This is a genomic window from Streptomyces sp. NPDC058796 (assembly GCF_042745235.1).
Classification (GTDB): Bacteria; Actinomycetota; Actinomycetes; order Streptomycetales; family Streptomycetaceae; genus Streptomyces.
The window spans coordinates 534360-548619 of sequence record NZ_JBHYOP010000003.1; the positions used below are offsets into that span (position 1 = coordinate 534360).

At 71.5% G+C, this 14260-nt stretch carries 14 protein-coding genes and 1 tRNA gene; 8 read left to right on the top strand and 7 right to left on the bottom strand.

What is annotated here, in order from left to right:
- Positions 1-337 precede the first annotated feature (337 nt).
- The 3 genes from ACFW47_RS11170 to ACFW47_RS11180 all read right to left on the bottom strand — a co-directional run bounded on the left by ACFW47_RS11170 (position 338) and on the right by ACFW47_RS11180 (position 2270).
- A tRNA-Pro gene (locus tag ACFW47_RS11170) sits at positions 338-411 on the bottom strand.
- Between the two features lie 66 nt (positions 412-477).
- Positions 478-1230, bottom strand: coding sequence for a Pr6Pr family membrane protein (locus tag ACFW47_RS11175; RefSeq protein WP_386305585.1), 753 nt, complete (start codon positions 1228-1230; stop codon positions 478-480).
- A gap of 113 nt (positions 1231-1343) precedes the next feature.
- Positions 1344-2270: a metallophosphoesterase gene (locus ACFW47_RS11180; RefSeq protein WP_386279615.1), complete on the bottom strand. Its 927-nt coding sequence runs from the start codon at positions 2268-2270 to the stop codon at positions 1344-1346.
- A gap of 109 nt (positions 2271-2379) precedes the next feature.
- On the opposite strand from ACFW47_RS11180, the gene ACFW47_RS11185 reads away from it, so the two are divergent.
- Positions 2380-2844, top strand: coding sequence for a GatB/YqeY domain-containing protein (locus ACFW47_RS11185; protein WP_386279613.1), 465 nt, complete (start codon positions 2380-2382; stop codon positions 2842-2844).
- Positions 2845-2935: 91 nt separating this feature from the next.
- Here the strand turns inward: ACFW47_RS11185 and ACFW47_RS11190 are convergent, their stop codons facing one another.
- A complete protein-coding gene (locus ACFW47_RS11190) occupies positions 2936-5224 on the bottom strand; it encodes a transglycosylase domain-containing protein (RefSeq protein ID WP_386305587.1) in 2289 nt (762 codons plus the stop codon).
- 460 nt (positions 5225-5684) lie between these two features.
- Here ACFW47_RS11190 and wblA point away from each other — a divergent pair, with 460 nt between their 5' ends.
- Positions 5685-6023 (top strand): transcriptional regulator WblA, encoded by a 339-nt coding sequence (gene wblA, locus ACFW47_RS11195; protein ID WP_019329806.1) that lies wholly within the window; start codon positions 5685-5687, stop codon positions 6021-6023.
- Positions 6024-6064: 41 nt separating this feature from the next.
- Here wblA and ACFW47_RS11200 read toward each other — a convergent pair whose 3' ends face one another.
- The gene (locus ACFW47_RS11200; RefSeq protein WP_386279608.1) at positions 6065-7429 is read right to left on the bottom strand and encodes an ArsA family ATPase; all 1365 of its coding nucleotides are present in this window, start codon (positions 7427-7429) and stop codon (positions 6065-6067) included.
- Complete coding sequence (locus ACFW47_RS11205; RefSeq protein ID WP_386279606.1) at positions 7426-8403, bottom strand: ArsA-related P-loop ATPase; 978 nt, start codon at positions 8401-8403, stop codon at positions 7426-7428. Before ACFW47_RS11205 ends, ACFW47_RS11200 begins: the two co-directional genes overlap by 4 nt.
- A gap of 106 nt (positions 8404-8509) precedes the next feature.
- Here ACFW47_RS11205 and ACFW47_RS11210 point away from each other — a divergent pair, with 106 nt between their 5' ends.
- The 5 genes from ACFW47_RS11210 to ACFW47_RS11230 all read left to right on the top strand — a co-directional run bounded on the left by ACFW47_RS11210 (position 8510) and on the right by ACFW47_RS11230 (position 12251).
- A complete protein-coding gene (locus ACFW47_RS11210) occupies positions 8510-8671 on the top strand; it encodes a DUF4177 domain-containing protein (RefSeq protein ID WP_003975360.1) in 162 nt (53 codons plus the stop codon).
- Complete coding sequence (locus tag ACFW47_RS11215) at positions 8668-9135, top strand: RidA family protein (protein ID WP_386279604.1); 468 nt, start codon at positions 8668-8670, stop codon at positions 9133-9135. The genes ACFW47_RS11210 and ACFW47_RS11215 overlap by 4 nt, the downstream gene beginning before the upstream one ends.
- A gap of 246 nt (positions 9136-9381) precedes the next feature.
- Entirely contained in the window at positions 9382-10395 is a 1014-nt protein-coding gene (locus tag ACFW47_RS11220) for an alpha/beta fold hydrolase (RefSeq protein WP_386279602.1), read from the top strand.
- A gap of 81 nt (positions 10396-10476) precedes the next feature.
- Positions 10477-11412 (top strand): NUDIX hydrolase, encoded by a 936-nt coding sequence (locus tag ACFW47_RS11225; RefSeq protein WP_386279600.1) that lies wholly within the window; start codon positions 10477-10479, stop codon positions 11410-11412.
- Complete coding sequence (locus ACFW47_RS11230; RefSeq protein ID WP_386279598.1) at positions 11409-12251, top strand: MBL fold metallo-hydrolase; 843 nt, start codon at positions 11409-11411, stop codon at positions 12249-12251. The genes ACFW47_RS11225 and ACFW47_RS11230 overlap by 4 nt, the downstream gene beginning before the upstream one ends.
- 10 nt (positions 12252-12261) lie before the next feature.
- On the opposite strand, the gene ACFW47_RS11235 is transcribed toward ACFW47_RS11230, so the two are convergent.
- Positions 12262-12936: a Crp/Fnr family transcriptional regulator gene (locus ACFW47_RS11235; RefSeq protein WP_073726592.1), complete on the bottom strand. Its 675-nt coding sequence runs from the start codon at positions 12934-12936 to the stop codon at positions 12262-12264.
- A gap of 207 nt (positions 12937-13143) precedes the next feature.
- On the opposite strand from ACFW47_RS11235, the gene nth reads away from it, so the two are divergent.
- Positions 13144-14211, top strand: a complete 1068-nt coding sequence (gene nth, locus ACFW47_RS11240; protein ID WP_386305589.1) for an endonuclease III — start codon at positions 13144-13146, stop codon at positions 14209-14211.
- The last annotated feature ends 49 nt before the right edge of the window (positions 14212-14260 follow it).

A 14260-nucleotide genomic window follows, 5' to 3' on the forward strand; every position in this document is an offset into this window, starting at 1 on the left:
GGAAGAACGCCCCGACATGGGCGCACAACATCCGAGTACACCCTTGCATCTCAGGTGCCGTTGAAGTGCCTCATGTTGCTTCTTAGTCGGATTTTGATCGAAATGCGCCCTGGGGCTTGCGGGGAAGTGCATGCAATGCGCAGGACGATCACCCTTTGTCCCCGCTTCGTGCCTTGATCGACATTGAGAGCTGGTGCGGGCTGGTACCTCAGTGGCAGGTTGCAGCACGGGAGCCGTCTCCAGAACTCGGCTCCCAAATGGCTCCCAAGATGTCTCAGAAACCACTCAGGGGCCCGATCCGCGCTGCGGATCAGGCCCCTGACCTGGTACTTCTCTGTCGGGGTGGCGGGATTTGAACCCACGACCTCTTCGTCCCGAACGAAGCGCGCTACCAAGCTGCGCCACACCCCGATCGTCGCCGCTCTCGCGGCGACGTCGTTTACTTTAGCCCACCCGGAGCCGGAGACGAAATCCGGTTTACCAGCGGCGGCGCAGGGGGTTCGGGCGGATGTGGTCCAGGGCCACGAGGAGGACGCCCAGGGCGTAGAGGGAGAGGCCCAGCAGGAGGGCGTTGCCGAGGACGCCCTTGTAGCCGTGCTGGTCGACGTCGAGGAAGGGGTAGAGGTAGCGGTCCTCGGTGCCGGGGAGGAGGAGCTCGCCGCGGGCCAGGGAGAAGGTCAGGTAGGCCAGGGGGTAGAGGAGCCACGCGGCGGCCTGGCGCAGGTGGAGGCGGCCGGGGGTGGTGAGGAGGAGCCAGTCCAGGGCCGCGGCGGCGGGGACGGCCGTGTTGAGGATGTGGGTCGCGGTTGCCTGCCAGCCGTTCCCCGCGGCCACCGCTTCGGTCGCGAAGGGGCTCGACGCGTTGGTCAGGAGCAGGTGGTGCACGAGGCCGGCGGCGACGACGTAGAGCAGGGCCGCGCCGGTCAGGGCGCCCGGCAGGGGGCGGCGGGCGGACCAGGCGCGGCGGGCGGAGGCGAGCATGACCAGGGTCAGCAGGACGCTGCTCTGGAGCGTGAAGTGGCTGACCGTCCGCGTGGCCGGGCCGCCCGTCGCCAGTTCGAGCGTCACGCCCGTCAGGGCCAGCAGCGCCGTGAGGAGCCGGTAGGCGGCGACCAGGGGGCGGCGTACCGGGGTGATCACGGCGGTCGCCGGGACGGGGGAGGGAAGCAGGGTGGGCGGGCCCGGGATCGCGGGGAGGTCCGGGATGTCCCTGGGTATCGGGGCTGTCATGGGCTCAAGCTAGACAGACCAGACATGTCGGGCTACGTGGGTGAGCCGTGCGGGTTACCCGTTGCCGTTACCCGGTACCCGTTGCCTGCCCCCCCGCCCTGGCCCGCCCGGAGTCAGTCCCGCCCCACCAGCGTCAGCAGCGTCGCCTCGGGCGGGCAGGCGAAGCGGACCGGGGTGTAGCGGTTGGTGCCGCAGCCCGCCGAGACGTGGAGGTAGGCGGTGCGGCCCTCGGCCGTGTGGGTGGACAGGCCCTTCACGCGGTCCGTGTCCAGGTCGCAGTTGGTGACCAGGGCGCCGTAGAAGGGGACGCAGAGCTGGCCGCCGTGGGTGTGGCCGGCCAGGACCAGGGGGTAGCCGTCCGCCGTGTAGGAGTCCAGGACGCGCAGGTACGGGGCGTGGACGACGCCCATCGAGAAGTCGGCCGTGCCGGACGGGCCGCCGGCCACCTCCGCGTACCGGTCGCGCTTGATGTGCGGGTCGTCCAGTCCCGTCAGCTCGACGGAGACGCCCTCGACCTTGAGCGTGCCGCGCGTGTTCGTGAGGTTCTGCCAGCCGGCGGCGTCGAAACCGTCGCGCAGGTCCTCCCACGGGTTGTGGACGGCTCCCACGGCGGGCGCGTTGCCGTTCAGGCCGTGGCGGCCCTGGACCTTCTCGATCAGGTACCGGGCGGGATTGCGCAGCTTGGGGCCGTAGTAGTCGTTGGAGCCGAAGACGTAGGCGCCCGGGAACTCCATCAGCGGGCCCAGGGCGTCAAGGACCTCCGGGACGCCGTCCGGGTCGGACAGGTTGTCGCCGGTGTTGATCACGAAGTCGGGGCGCAGGCCGGCCAGGGAGCGCAGCCAGCGCTGCTTCTTGCGCTGGCCGCCGACCATGTGGATGTCGGAGACCTGGAGCACGCGCAGCGGGCGCATCCCGGACGGCAGGACGGGGATCGTCACCCGTCGCAGGCGGAAGGAACGGGCCTCGAAGCCCGCCGCGTAGACCAGACCGGCGGCGCCAACCGCCGTGATTCCCAGGGGTACTCCGTATCGCGCGCGCATGTGTCCATCGTGTCAGAAGCGGGTGCGGGAGCCGACCGTGCGCCTGCCCGCCGGGGCCACCCTTTAATCGGCAGGCGGCCTTTCCCCGGTACCTGCGACAATCATCACCATGACCACGCTCAAGTCGAAGCTGCAGGACGACCTCAACGCCGCGATCAAGGAGCGCGACGAGCTCCGCTCCTCGACGCTCCGGCTGACGCTCGCCGCGATCACCAAGGAGGAGGTCGCGGGGAAGGAGAAGCGGGAGCTCTCCGACGACGAGGTACAGAAGGTGATCACCCGCGAGGCGAAGAAGCGCCGTGAGGCCGCCGAGGCCTTCGCCCAGGGCGGTCGCGCCGAGAGCGCCGAGCGGGAGAAGGCGGAGGGCGAGGTGCTCGCCGCCTACCTGCCCAAGCAGCTGTCCGACGACGAGCTGAACGCGATCGTCGCGCAGGCCGTCGAGGAGGCCAGGGCGGCGGGCGCCGAGGGACCGCGGGCCATGGGTGCCGTCATGAAGATCGTGAACCCGAAGGTGGCCGGGCAGGCCGAGGGCGGCCGGGTCGCCGCCGCCGTCAAGAAGCTGCTGGCGGGCTGATCGCCGCACTTGGCCGCACGTCGCCAGGAGAAGGCCGGTGGCCCCCACCGAAAGATGGGGGCCACCGGCCTTCTCGCGTACGGGGGCGACCTCAGTCGCGCCGTCCGCCGATGCCGTTGCCGCCGTTGCCCTGGCCCTGGATGAAGTTGCCCCAGCCGCCGTCGTTGCCGCCGTTGCCCGTGCCCCCGTCGACCAGGCCGCCGATGACGCCGCCGGGGTCGCCGGCACCGGGGTCGTCGTCGCCGTTGCCTCCGTCGTCCCGGCCGCCGTCGTCGTTCCCGCGGCCCTTGTCCTTTTCCTTGTCGGCCGCGTCCGGGATGTGGACGATGTTGAACTCGTCCGCGGGCTTGCCCTCCAGGGCGCCCGACATCATGTCCCGCCAGATGGGTCCGGGGACCGCGCCGCCGAAGACCTTGGCGTGCGGGACACCGCCGATGGTGATGTCGATCATCTTCCGCTCGTGCTTCGGGTCACCGACCCACACGGCGCCGGCCAGGTTCGGCGTGTAGCCCACGAACCATGCCGCGAAGCGCTCGTCGGTCGTACCGGTCTTGCCCGCGCTGTCGCGGCTGTCGAGGCCGGCCTGGGTGCCCGTACCGTCCTCGACGACGCCCTGCAGGAGGGTGTTGATGGTGTCGGCCGTGGTCTCCGACATGGCCCGCGAGCAGGTGGACTTCGGGACCTCGAGGGACTTGCTCTTGTTGCCGATCCGCTGGGTGATCGATTCGATGGCGACCGGCGTGCAGTGCATGCCGCGCGAGGCGAAGGTCGCGTACGCGCTCGCCATGGTCAGCGGGGAGACCTCGGTGACGCCGAGGGCGATGGACGGGGTCTGCTCCAGCTTGTTGCCGTTGGCGCGCTCGACGCCCATCTTGCCCGCCATCTGCGTCACCGGGCAGATGCCGATGTCGCTGATCAGCTGTACGTAGTAGGTGTTGACCGAGAGAGCGGTCGCCTCCTTCATGTCGTACGGGCCGACCTCGGTCTCGTTCTCGTTGGCGAGCTTCGAGCCCTTGCTGTTCACCCAGTTCTTGCCGCCGCAGACCGGGACCGGGCTCGGGTACTCCATCTCGTACGGCGACGAGTACGACTGCGTCGCCGGGGTGCCGCCCTCGAGCGCGGCGGCGGCCACGATCGGCTTGAACGTCGAACCGGGCTGGTAGCCGGCGCCGCCGCCCATGTCGTTGTTGACCGACAGGTTGAGGGTCGTCTCGCCCTTCTTGATGTCGACGCCGTACGGGCGCGACTGGCCCATCGCCACGATCTTGCCGGTGCCGGGCTCGACGATGGTGGCCGCGGTCGCCACGTCGTCGCTCGTGTAGACGTGGTCCTTGATCGACTGCTGCACCGACTCCTGGGCCCGCGGGTCGAGGGTGGTGCGGATCGTCAGGCCGCCCTGGTTCCAGATCTTGGCCCGGTCCTCCTTGGTCTTGCCGAAGACCGGGTCGCTCAGGAACACCTCGCGCACGTAGTCGCAGAAGAAGCCCGCGCCCTTGACGGCCGTGATGCAGCCGTTCTTCGGCCGGCTGACCTTCAGCCCGAGCGGTGCCTCCTGCGCCTTGTCGGCCTCCGCCTGGGAGATGTCGCCGACCTGGGCCATGCGCTCCAGTACGACGTTGCGCCGCTTGGTGGCCTCCGCCTCGTCGTTGACCGGGTCGTACCGGCTGGGCGACTGGACGATGCCGGCGAGGAGGGCGGCCTCCTGGAGGTTGAGGTCCTTGGCGGACTTGGAGAAGTAGCGCTGGGAGGCGGCCTCGACGCCGTAGGCCTGCTGGCCGAAGAACGTGATGTTCAGGTAGTTCTCGAGGATCTTCTTCTTGCCCAGCTCCTCCTCGACCTGGATGGCGAGCTTCAGCTCGCGGATCTTGCGGCCGATGGTCTGCTGGGTGGCCTGGGCGACCTTCGTCGGGTCGTCGCCGGCCTCCTCCACGAAGACGTTCTTGACGTACTGCTGGGTGAGCGTGGACGCGCCCTCGGAGACCTCGCCGCTGCGCGCGTTCTTGTTGAGCGCGCGCAGGACGCCCTTCAGGTCGACCGCGCCGTGCTCGTAGAAGCGCGAGTCCTCGATCGCGACGATCGCCTTCTGCATGTACGGCGAGATCTCCTTGAGGGGGACCACCGTGCGGTCGCGCGAGTAGACCGTGGCGATGGTGCCGCCCTCGGCGTCGAGGATCGAGGTGCGCTGGCTGAGCGGGGGAGTCTTCAGGTTGGCCGGGAGAGCGTCGAAGCTCTCCACCGACCCCTTGGCCGCCAGCCCCAGCGCGCCCACGGCGGGCAACGCGATGCCGGCCAGCACTGCTCCCGCGAGCACACTGACACCGAGGAACTTGGCGGCCTGCTGCGTTGGTGACAGACCACCGCCCGAGCGCTTCTTTGGCATGGAGGCAGCCTACGTTCTCATTCGCCGGACACGCGTATATGCCTTGGCCTAAGCTGCACCCAACTGTCACAGCAGTGAGGCCACGTATCAATACGTCCGGCGACCCCGAATCGTTCCGGATCTGCTCGAATTTTTTCCGAGAGGCCCCGCTGGGGGGCGCGTTGGTGTGTACCGGCGTGCGTCACGGCGTGGGGGATGCGTGTCCGAATCCGCCTTGTGTGTCAATCGGTGTCCGTTGTGGCGCAACAAGAATGACCCGTATGCCGGGATAATCACGCATGTCGCCAGCTCACTCCCCCGGGTGATCTGCCGCTTACCCATAGTCCGTTCGGGCCATTCAAGATTGGGCCCGAAGGGGGTGTTGCGCTGTGCCCGCCTTCCGTAACGTCCTCAACTGGCGGCGGTGAATATGCCGCTGCCGCCGTGGGGGAGCCTCGATTCGGGAGAGGACGGCGCCGGTATGGGCTGGGTAACCGACTGGAGTGCGCAGGCCGCCTGCCGCACTACCGATCCGGACGAACTGTTCGTTCAAGGAGCAGCGCAGAACAGGGCCAAGGCGGTGTGCACCGGATGCCCGGTGCGGACCGAGTGCCTGGCCGACGCGCTCGACAACCGCGTCGAGTTCGGCGTGTGGGGAGGCATGACGGAACGGGAGCGCCGCGCACTGCTGCGCCGGCGGCCCACCGTGACCTCCTGGCGCCGGCTCCTGGAGACGGCGCGGACGGAGTACGAGCGAGGGGCCGGCATCGTGCCCCTCGACGACGAAGAGGTCTACGAGAACTACGCGGCCGTGGGCTGAGCGGGCCGGACGCGCCCCCCGGCCACGGACCCCGGGCCGGATCAGGCGCCCGGCTCGGGCAGCTCCGGTCGGCCCGTCGCGAGACGGGCCCCGATGTCCCGCAGCCCCGCGAGGTCGTGCACGTCGCCGGGGAGTGCGGCCACTTCCGTGACCGCCACCTCCGGGTGACGCGCGGTGAAGCGGTCACGCGTGCGCTGCTCGCGGGCGAGCAGGTGCATGCGCTCCGCGTGCAGCCGCAGCAGGGCCGCGGTGAGCTGGTCGACGGAGCGCTCCGGTGTGTCCTCCACAGGGTCGGCGGCTTCGGGAGCCTCGGGTTCCTCAGCAGCGGGCTCGGGAGTGTCTGAACTGTCTTGCGGGTCGGGGGAGTTACGAACTCCAGCTTTCCCGTCGTCCTGATCCACAATGCGGGGATCCTCAAGATTTTCCGCGGCGGCGAGCGCCCGCTCGGCCGACAGCCGGTCGGCGCCGCTGCCGTGGACACGGTTGAGCACCAGACCCGCGAGCGGCATGTCCTCGGCGGCCAGCCGTTCCACGAAGTACGCGGCCTCGCGCAGTGCGTCCCGCTCCGGGGCCGCGACCACCAGGAACGCCGTCCCGGGCGCCTGAAGCAGCTTGTACGTCGCGTCCGCGCGGGTGCGGAAGCCGCCGAACATCGAGTCCATCGCGGCCACGAAGGTCTGCACGTCCTTCAGGAACTGGCCGCCCAGCACCTTCCCCAGGACGCCGGTCATCATCGACATCCCGACGTTCAGGAACTTCATGCCGGCCCGGCCGCCGACCTTCGCCGGGGCCAGCAGGACGCGGATCAGCTTGCCGTCCAGGAAGGAACCGAGGCGCTTGGGGGCGTCCAGGAAGTCCAGCGCCGAGCGGGACGGCGGGGTGTCCACGACGATGAGGTCCCAGTCGTCCCGGGCCCGCAGCTGCCCCAGCTTCTCCATCGCCATGTACTCCTGCGTGCCCGCGAAGCCCGCCGAGAGCGACTGGTAGAAGGGATTGCCCAGGATCGCCGCCGCCCGGTCGGGATCCGCGTGCGCCTCGACGATCTCGTCGAAGGTCCGCTTCATGTCCAGCATCATGGCGTGCAGCTCGCCGCCCGCCGCGTCGTCGACGCCCTTCACCCGGCGCGGGGTGTTGTCCAGCGAGTCGATGCCCATGGACTGGGCGAGCCGCCGGGCCGGGTCGATGGTGAGGACGACCACCTTGCGGCCGCGCTCGGCCGCGCGCAGGCCCAGGGCCGCCGCGGTGGTCGTCTTGCCGACCCCGCCCGAGCCGCAGCACACCACGATGCGGGTCTCCGGGTCCTCCAGCAGCGGGTCGACGTCGAGCACCCGCGCGGGAGACAGGTGCCGGGCGCCCTCCTGGTGCCGGGCGCCTTCCTGGTGGCGGCCGGCCGGGTCCGGACTCATGCGATCCCCTGCTTCCGCAGCTCGGTGGCCAGTTCGTACAGGCCCGCCAGGTCCATGCCCTCGGCGAGCAGCGGCAGTTCGTGCAGCGGAAGGTCCAGCCCGGTCAGGACGGCCCGCTGCTCCTCCTCCAGGGCGTACCGCTCGGCGTACTCCTCGGCCTGCGCCAGCAGCGGGTCCACCAGCCGCTCGGCGTGCCCGCCGCGCCGCGCCCCGCCGAGCCCGGCGGCGGACAGGGAGCGGGCGAGCGCCGTACGCGGTGTGCCCCGTACGAGGTCCAGCTCGGCGGCGTCCAGCACCGCGGGCCGGACCATGTTGACGATGGCCCGCCCCACCGGCAGCCGTGCCGCCCGCAGCTCGGCGATGCCGTCCGCGGTCTCCTGGACCGGCATCTCCTCCAGCAGGGTCACCAGGTGCACGGCGGTCTCGTGCGACTTCAGCACCCGCATCACCGCCTGGGCCTGATTGTGTATCGGGCCGACCCTCGCGAGACCGGCCACCTCGTCGTTGACGTTGAGGAAGCGTGTGATGCGGCCGGTCGGCGGGGCGTCCATGACGACGTAGTCGTACGCGAACCGGCCGCGCTTGTCCTTGCGCCGCACCGCCTCGCACGCCTTGCCGGTCAGCAGGACGTCCCTGACCCCGGGGGCGATGGTGGTCGCGAAGTCGATCGCCCCGAGCTTCTTCAGCGCCCGTCCGGCGCTGCCCAGTTTGTAGAACATCTGGAGGTAGTCCAGGAGCGCCAGTTCGGGGTCGATGGCCAGGGCGTACACCTCCCCGCCCCCGGGAGCGACGGCGATCTTCCGCTCCTCATAAGGCAGCGCCTCCGTTTCGAAGAGCTGCGCGATGCCCTGGCGGCCCTCGACCTCGACGAGAAGCGCGCGCTTCCCCTCGGTGGCCAGGGCCAGCGCGAGGGCCGCGGCCACCGTGGTCTTGCCGGTTCCGCCCTTGCCGCTGACGACCTGGAGCCTGCTCACGTATTCGAGCGTAACCAGTCCGCCCGCCGAGTACGCCGGAGGCTGTGGACAACGTCGTCCCGGCCGACCGCCGGAGGGGTGCCGGGCAACGGCTAGAGTCGGCCACATGACCAAGTGGGAATACGCAACCGTGCCGCTGCTCGTCCATGCCACGAAGCAGATTCTGGACACCTGGGGCGAGGACGGCTGGGAGCTCGTCCAGGTGGTGCCCGGGCCGAACAACCCCGAGCAGCTCGTGGCCTACCTGAAGCGGGAGAAGCAGGCGTGAGCGCCGTCGAGGCCAAGCTGGCCGAGCTCGGTCTGACGCTGCCCGATGTCGTCCCGCCGCTGGCCGCCTACCAGCCGGCCGTGCAGTCCGGCCCCTACGTGTACACCTCCGGCCAGCTGCCCATGCTGGACGGCAAGCTCCCGGTCACCGGCAAAGTGGGCGCCGAGGTCACGCCGGACGAGGCCAAGGAGCTGGCGCGCACCTGCGCGCTGAACGCCCTGGCCGCCGTGAAGTCCGTCGCCGGTGACCTCGACCGTGTCGCGCGCGTCGTGAAGGTCGTCGGCTTCGTCGCGTCCGCGGCCGACTTCACCGGCCAGCCGGGCGTGATCAACGGCGCCAGCGAGCTCCTCGGCGAGGTGCTGGGCGACAAGGGCGTCCACGCCCGCAGCGCGGTCGGCGTGGCGGTCCTGCCGCTGGACGCGCCGGTCGAGGTCGAGGTGCAGGTGGAGCTGACGCAGGCGTAACGCGTCACCCGCGCGTGAGGCAGGCGTAACGGCCACCGCGCGGGCGTGCGGCTTTGGGTGTGCCGCGCGGGGCGCGCCGTTCCTGTGGCGCGTCTCCCGCGTCGGGTGGTGGCCGGGAGCGCGGGCGTGCGTTGCCGGTCCGGCAACAAAGCTCGCCTCCCCGGGCGCGCCCCCGCAGGATCGCTTCCGGTGTCCCCGCGCGCAGCGGTGCCGGCACCGGACCGACCGCACGTGCCAGGAGGAGCCATGCCGCAGCCGCCCGCGACCGACCGACACCGTCCCGTCCACCGCCTGGTGCCCTCCCCGGCCGGGCGGATCCACCTGGTGGAGCAGGGCAGCGGGCCGCTGGTCCTGCTCGTGCACGGCTTCCCGGAGTCCTGGTATTCCTGGCGCCGCCAGCTGCCCGCGCTCGCCGCCGCCGGCCACCGCGCGGTCGCCGTCGACGTACGCGGCTACGGACGCTCCTCACGGCCGGAGGCGGTCGAGGCGTACCGGATGCTCGACCTGGTGGCGGACCAGGTCGCCGTGGTGGAGGCCCTCGGGGAGCGGTCCGCGGTGATCGTCGGCCACGACTGGGGCGCGACCGTCGCCGCGCACTGCGCGCTGCTGCGGCCCGACGTGTTCCGCGCGGTCGGCCTGCTGAGCGTGCCGTACACCCCGCCGGGCGGCCCCAGGCCGAGCGAGGTCTTCGCCGGCATGAGCGACCCCGCCGGGCCGTTCGCCGGGCAGGAGTTCTACGTCTCGTACTTCCAGGAGCCCGGCCGCGCCGAGGCGGAGATCGAGCCGGACGTACGCGGCTGGCTGGCCGGCTTCTACGCCGCCCTGTCCGCCGACACCATGCCGGCGCCCGAAGCCCCCGACCCGCACTTCGTCGCCCCCGGCGGCAGGCTCCGCGACCGTTTCCCGGCCCACGGACGGCTGCCCTCCTGGCTGAGCGAGGAGGAGCTGGACGTCTACGCGGGGGAGTTCGAGCGCACCGGCCTGACCGGGGCTCTCAACCGCTACCGCAACATGGACCGCGACTGGGCCGACCTGGCCGCTCACCGAGGAGCCCCGATCACCCAGCCGTCCCTCTTCCTGGGCGGCGGCCTCGACGCCTCCACCACCTGGCTGACCGACGCGATCGAGGCGTACCCGGACACGCTGCCCGGCCTGACCGCCTCGCACCTGATCGACGGCTGCGGGCACTGGCTCCAGCAGGAGCGCCCCGAGGAGACGAACCGGCTGCTCACCGAGTGGCTGGCCGCCCTCCCCGGCTGACCCGCGCCCGCCCCGGCCGACGCGCGCCTCGCCCCCCTGGGGCCACTCGAACATCCGCCCGTCACCGGATAGCCTCCGGCCATGGCGAACGGTCACGCGAACGAGCAGGCGAACGGCCAGTGGTACCCACCCGAGTGGCCGGACCGCATCCGCGCGCTGGCGGCCGGCACCCTCACGCCGGTCACCCCCAAGCGCGCGGCCACCGTCATGCTCCTGAAGGACACCGCCACCGGTCCGGCCGTACACATGCTGCGCCGCCGCGCCTCCATGGCGTTCGCGGGGGGCGCGTACGCCTATCCGGGTGGCGGCGTTGACCCGCGCGACGACGACCGCGACATCGGCTGGGCGGGCCCCACGCGCGCGTGGTGGGCGGACCGGCTCGGCGTCGACGAGTCGGGCGCCCAGGCGATCGTCTGCGCGGCCGTGCGGGAGACCTTCGAGGAAGCCGGGGTGCTGCTGGCCGGCCCGACCGGCGACACGGTGGTCGGCGACACGACGGGCGCCGGCTGGGAGGCCGACCGGACCGCTCTGGTCGACCGTGAGCTGTCCTTCGCGGAGTTCCTGGACCGCCGGGGCCTCGTCCTGCGTTCCGACCTCCTGGGCGCCTGGGCGCGCTGGATCACCCCGGAGTTCGAGTCCCGCCGCTACGACACGTGGTTCTTCGTGGCCGCCCTGCCCGAGGGCCAGCGCACCCGCAACGCCTCCACGGAGGCCGACCGCACGGTGTGGATCACCCCGGCCGAAGCCGCGGCCGGGTACGACAAGGGCGAACTGCTGATGATGCCGCCGACCATCGCGACCCTGCGCGGTCTGGCGGAGTGCGCTACGGCGGCCGGGGCACTCGCGTCGGCCCCGGGCCGTGACATGACGCCGGTACTGGCGCGGGCACGACTGGTCGGCGGGGAGATCGTGCTCTCCTGGCCGGGACACGACGAGTTCACCAAGCACGTACCGGGCACCGCACCGGACAAGGCGCCGGCGACACCTTCCGACCCGACCCCGGGAGCCCCCGCATGACGAACGCGGCAGCACTGCCCGGCCAGCCGAGGGGCGGTGTCCTCTCCGGGCCCGCCACCGCGCGCGCGGTGAACGTCCTCGCGCCCAACGCCTCCGCGATGACCCTGGACGGCACGAACACCTGGATCCTCGCCGAGCCCGGCTCCGACCTGGCCGTCGTCGTCGATCCGGGCCCGCTGGACGACACCCACCTGCGGCACGTCGTCGACACGGCCGAGCGGGCGGGCAGGCGCGTCGCCCTCACCCTGCTGACGCACGGTCACCCGGACCACGCGGAGGGCGCCGCGCGCTTCGCCGAGCTGACCCGGACGAACGTGCGAGCGCTGGACCCCGCGCTGCGGCTGGGCGACGAGGGGCTGGCCGCCGGGGACGTGATCGGGGTCGGCGGCCTGGAGCTGAGGGTCGTACCGACCCCCGGGCACACGGCGGACTCCCTGTGCTTCCATCTCCCGGCGGACCGAGCCGTCCTGACGGGCGACACCGTCCTGGGGCGCGGTACGACCGTGGTGGCCCACCCCGACGGGCGGCTCGGCGACTACCTGGACTCCCTGCGCCGCCTCCGGTCGCTCACGGCCGACGACGGGGTGCACACGGTGCTCCCGGGGCACGGGCCGGTCCTGGACGACGCCCAGGGCGCCGTCGAGTACTACCTCGCCCATCGCGCCCACCGACTGGCCCAGGTCGAGACGGCGGTGGAGGACGGTTACCGGACTCCGGCGGAGGTCGTCGCCCACGTGTACGCGGACGTCGACCGTTCACTGTGGCCGGCGGCGGAGCTGTCGGTGCGGGCGCAGCTGGAGTACCTGGGCGAGCACGGGATCGTCCAGCTGCCCGAGTAGGGGCGGCCGGTCAGCGGGAGCGCTTGGCCAGCCGCTCCACGTCCAGCAGGATCACCGCGCGGGCCTCCAGGCGGAGCCAGCCGCGCTGGGCGAAGTCCGCCAGCGCCTTGTTGACCGTCTCGCGGGACGCGCCGACCAGCTGGGCCAGCTCCTCCTGCGTCAGGTCGTGCACGACGTGGATGCCCTCCTCGGACTGCACGCCGAAGCGGCGGGACAGGTCCAGCAGGGCGCGGGCGACACGGCCGGGGACGTCCGAGAAGACCAGGTCCGACATGGCGTCGTTGGTCTTGCGCAGGCGGCGCGCGACGGCGCGCAGCAGGGCGGTGGCCACCTCCGGACGCACGTTCAGCCAGGGCTGGAGGTCGGGGTGGCCGAGGGCGAGCAGCTTCACCTCGGTCAGCGCGGTGGCGGTCGCCGTGCGCGGGCCCGGGTCGAAGAGCGACAGCTCGCCGATCAGCTCGCTGGGTCCGACGACGGCCAGCATGTTCTCGCGGCCGTCGGGGGACGTGCGGTGGAGCTTGACCTTGCCTTCCGTGACCACGTAGAGGCGGTCTCCGGGGTCGCCCTCGTGGAACAGCGAGTCACCCCGGGCGAGGGTCACCTCACTCATGGAGGCGCGGAGCTCCGCGGATTGCTCGTCGTCGAGCGCCGCGAAGAGCGGGTTGCGCCGCAGAACGTCGTCCACGAGTTCTCTCCTTGTCGACCGGCTCAGAGGATCTTGTTCCCCCGGTGTACCAGGGGTCCGTGGTGCCCATTTTGCCGGACAGTCCAAACAGTGTGATCTGTCACAAGGATGCCGCACTGGTGTCCCGGGGTACGCGGCAGGGGTCCAATTGGGCGCCGGTCTTCGAGGTCCGGGGCGGATGTCGGTGCCGGGCCGTAGGCTGGCCGGGTGTCCAAATCGCCGGTGAGAGCACAGGCAGAGGGGGCTGCACGGGTGGGTGTACGTCGCGATTCCGCCGTGGGCGAACAGGGCCCCGATGGCGGTAGGGAAACGGCGAAAGCGACAAAAAGGGCGGCACCTGCCAAGAGGGTGACCGCGGAGAAGGGTGCCGTGAAGAAGTCCGCCGAGAAGAGCGCCAAGAAGCAGGCGCCCGCCAAGAAGCCCGCCGTCGTCCCGGAGAAGGCCGCCGCCGCCGTCAAGGGCGTCGCACCGGCGAAGACCGTCGCCGCGAAGCCGCCGCGCGAGGAGTCCCGCACCGCGCTGGTCCGCCGCGCCCGCCGCATCAACCGCGAGCTGGCCGAGGTCTACCCGTACGCCCATCCGGAGCTGGACTTCGCGAACCCCTTCCAGCTGGTCGTCGCCACCGTGCTGTCCGCCCAGACCACCGACCTGCGCGTCAACCAGACGACGCCCGCGCTCTTCGCGAAGTACCCGACCCCCGAGGACCTGGCCGCCGCCAACCCCGAGGAGGTCGAGGAGATCCTCCGCCCCACCGGCTTCTTCCGGGCCAAGACCAAGTCGGTCATAGGGCTGTCGAAGGCCCTGGCGGAGGACTTCGGCGGCGAGGTCCCCGGCCGCCTCGAAGACCTCGTCAAGCTGCCCGGAGTGGGCCGCAAGACCGCCTTCGTCGTGCTGGGCAACGCCTTCGGCCGCCCCGGCATCACCGTGGACACCCACTTCCAGCGCCTGGTGCGCCGCTGGCAGTGGACCGCCGAGACCGACCCGGACAAGATCGAGGCCGCCGTCGGCGCGCTCTTCCCGAAGCGCGACTGGACCGACCTCTCCCACCACGTCATCTGGCACGGCCGCCGGATCTGCCACGCCCGCAAGCCCGCCTGCGGCGCCTGCCCCATCGCCCCGCTCTGCCCGGCCTACGGCGAGGGCGAGACGGATCCCGAGAAGGCCAGGAAGCTCCTGAAGTACGAGAAGGGCGGTCTCCCCGGCCAGCGGCTGAACCCGCCGCAGGCGTATCTGGACGCGGGCGGGAAGCCGGCGCCGCCGCTGGGGGCCGGGTGACGGAACGATCTCGGGGGCGTCGGGCGTTGGAATCGGCAGGACGGGGGTG

What these genes read in the sequence shown, in the direction of transcription:
- ACFW47_RS11175 (WP_386305585.1), bottom strand. Translation starts at nt 1,230, where the DNA reads ATGACAGCCCCGATACCCAGGGACATCCCGGACCTCCCCGCGATCCCG.
- ACFW47_RS11180 (WP_386279615.1), bottom strand. Translation starts at nt 2,270, where the DNA reads ATGCGCGCGCGATACGGAGTACCCCTGGGAATCACGGCGGTTGGCGCC.
- ACFW47_RS11185 (WP_386279613.1), top strand. Translation starts at nt 2,380, where the DNA reads ATGACCACGCTCAAGTCGAAGCTGCAGGACGACCTCAACGCCGCGATC.
- ACFW47_RS11190 (WP_386305587.1), bottom strand. Translation starts at nt 5,224, where the DNA reads ATGCCAAAGAAGCGCTCGGGCGGTGGTCTGTCACCAACGCAGCAGGCC.
- wblA (WP_019329806.1), top strand. Translation starts at nt 5,685, where the DNA reads ATGGGCTGGGTAACCGACTGGAGTGCGCAGGCCGCCTGCCGCACTACC.
- ACFW47_RS11200 (WP_386279608.1), bottom strand. Translation starts at nt 7,429, where the DNA reads ATGAGTCCGGACCCGGCCGGCCGCCACCAGGAAGGCGCCCGGCACCAG.
- ACFW47_RS11210 (WP_003975360.1), top strand. Translation starts at nt 8,510, where the DNA reads ATGACCAAGTGGGAATACGCAACCGTGCCGCTGCTCGTCCATGCCACG.
- ACFW47_RS11220 (WP_386279602.1), top strand. Translation starts at nt 9,382, where the DNA reads ATGCCGCAGCCGCCCGCGACCGACCGACACCGTCCCGTCCACCGCCTG.
- ACFW47_RS11225 (WP_386279600.1), top strand. Translation starts at nt 10,477, where the DNA reads ATGGCGAACGGTCACGCGAACGAGCAGGCGAACGGCCAGTGGTACCCA.
- ACFW47_RS11230 (WP_386279598.1), top strand. Translation starts at nt 11,409, where the DNA reads ATGACGAACGCGGCAGCACTGCCCGGCCAGCCGAGGGGCGGTGTCCTC.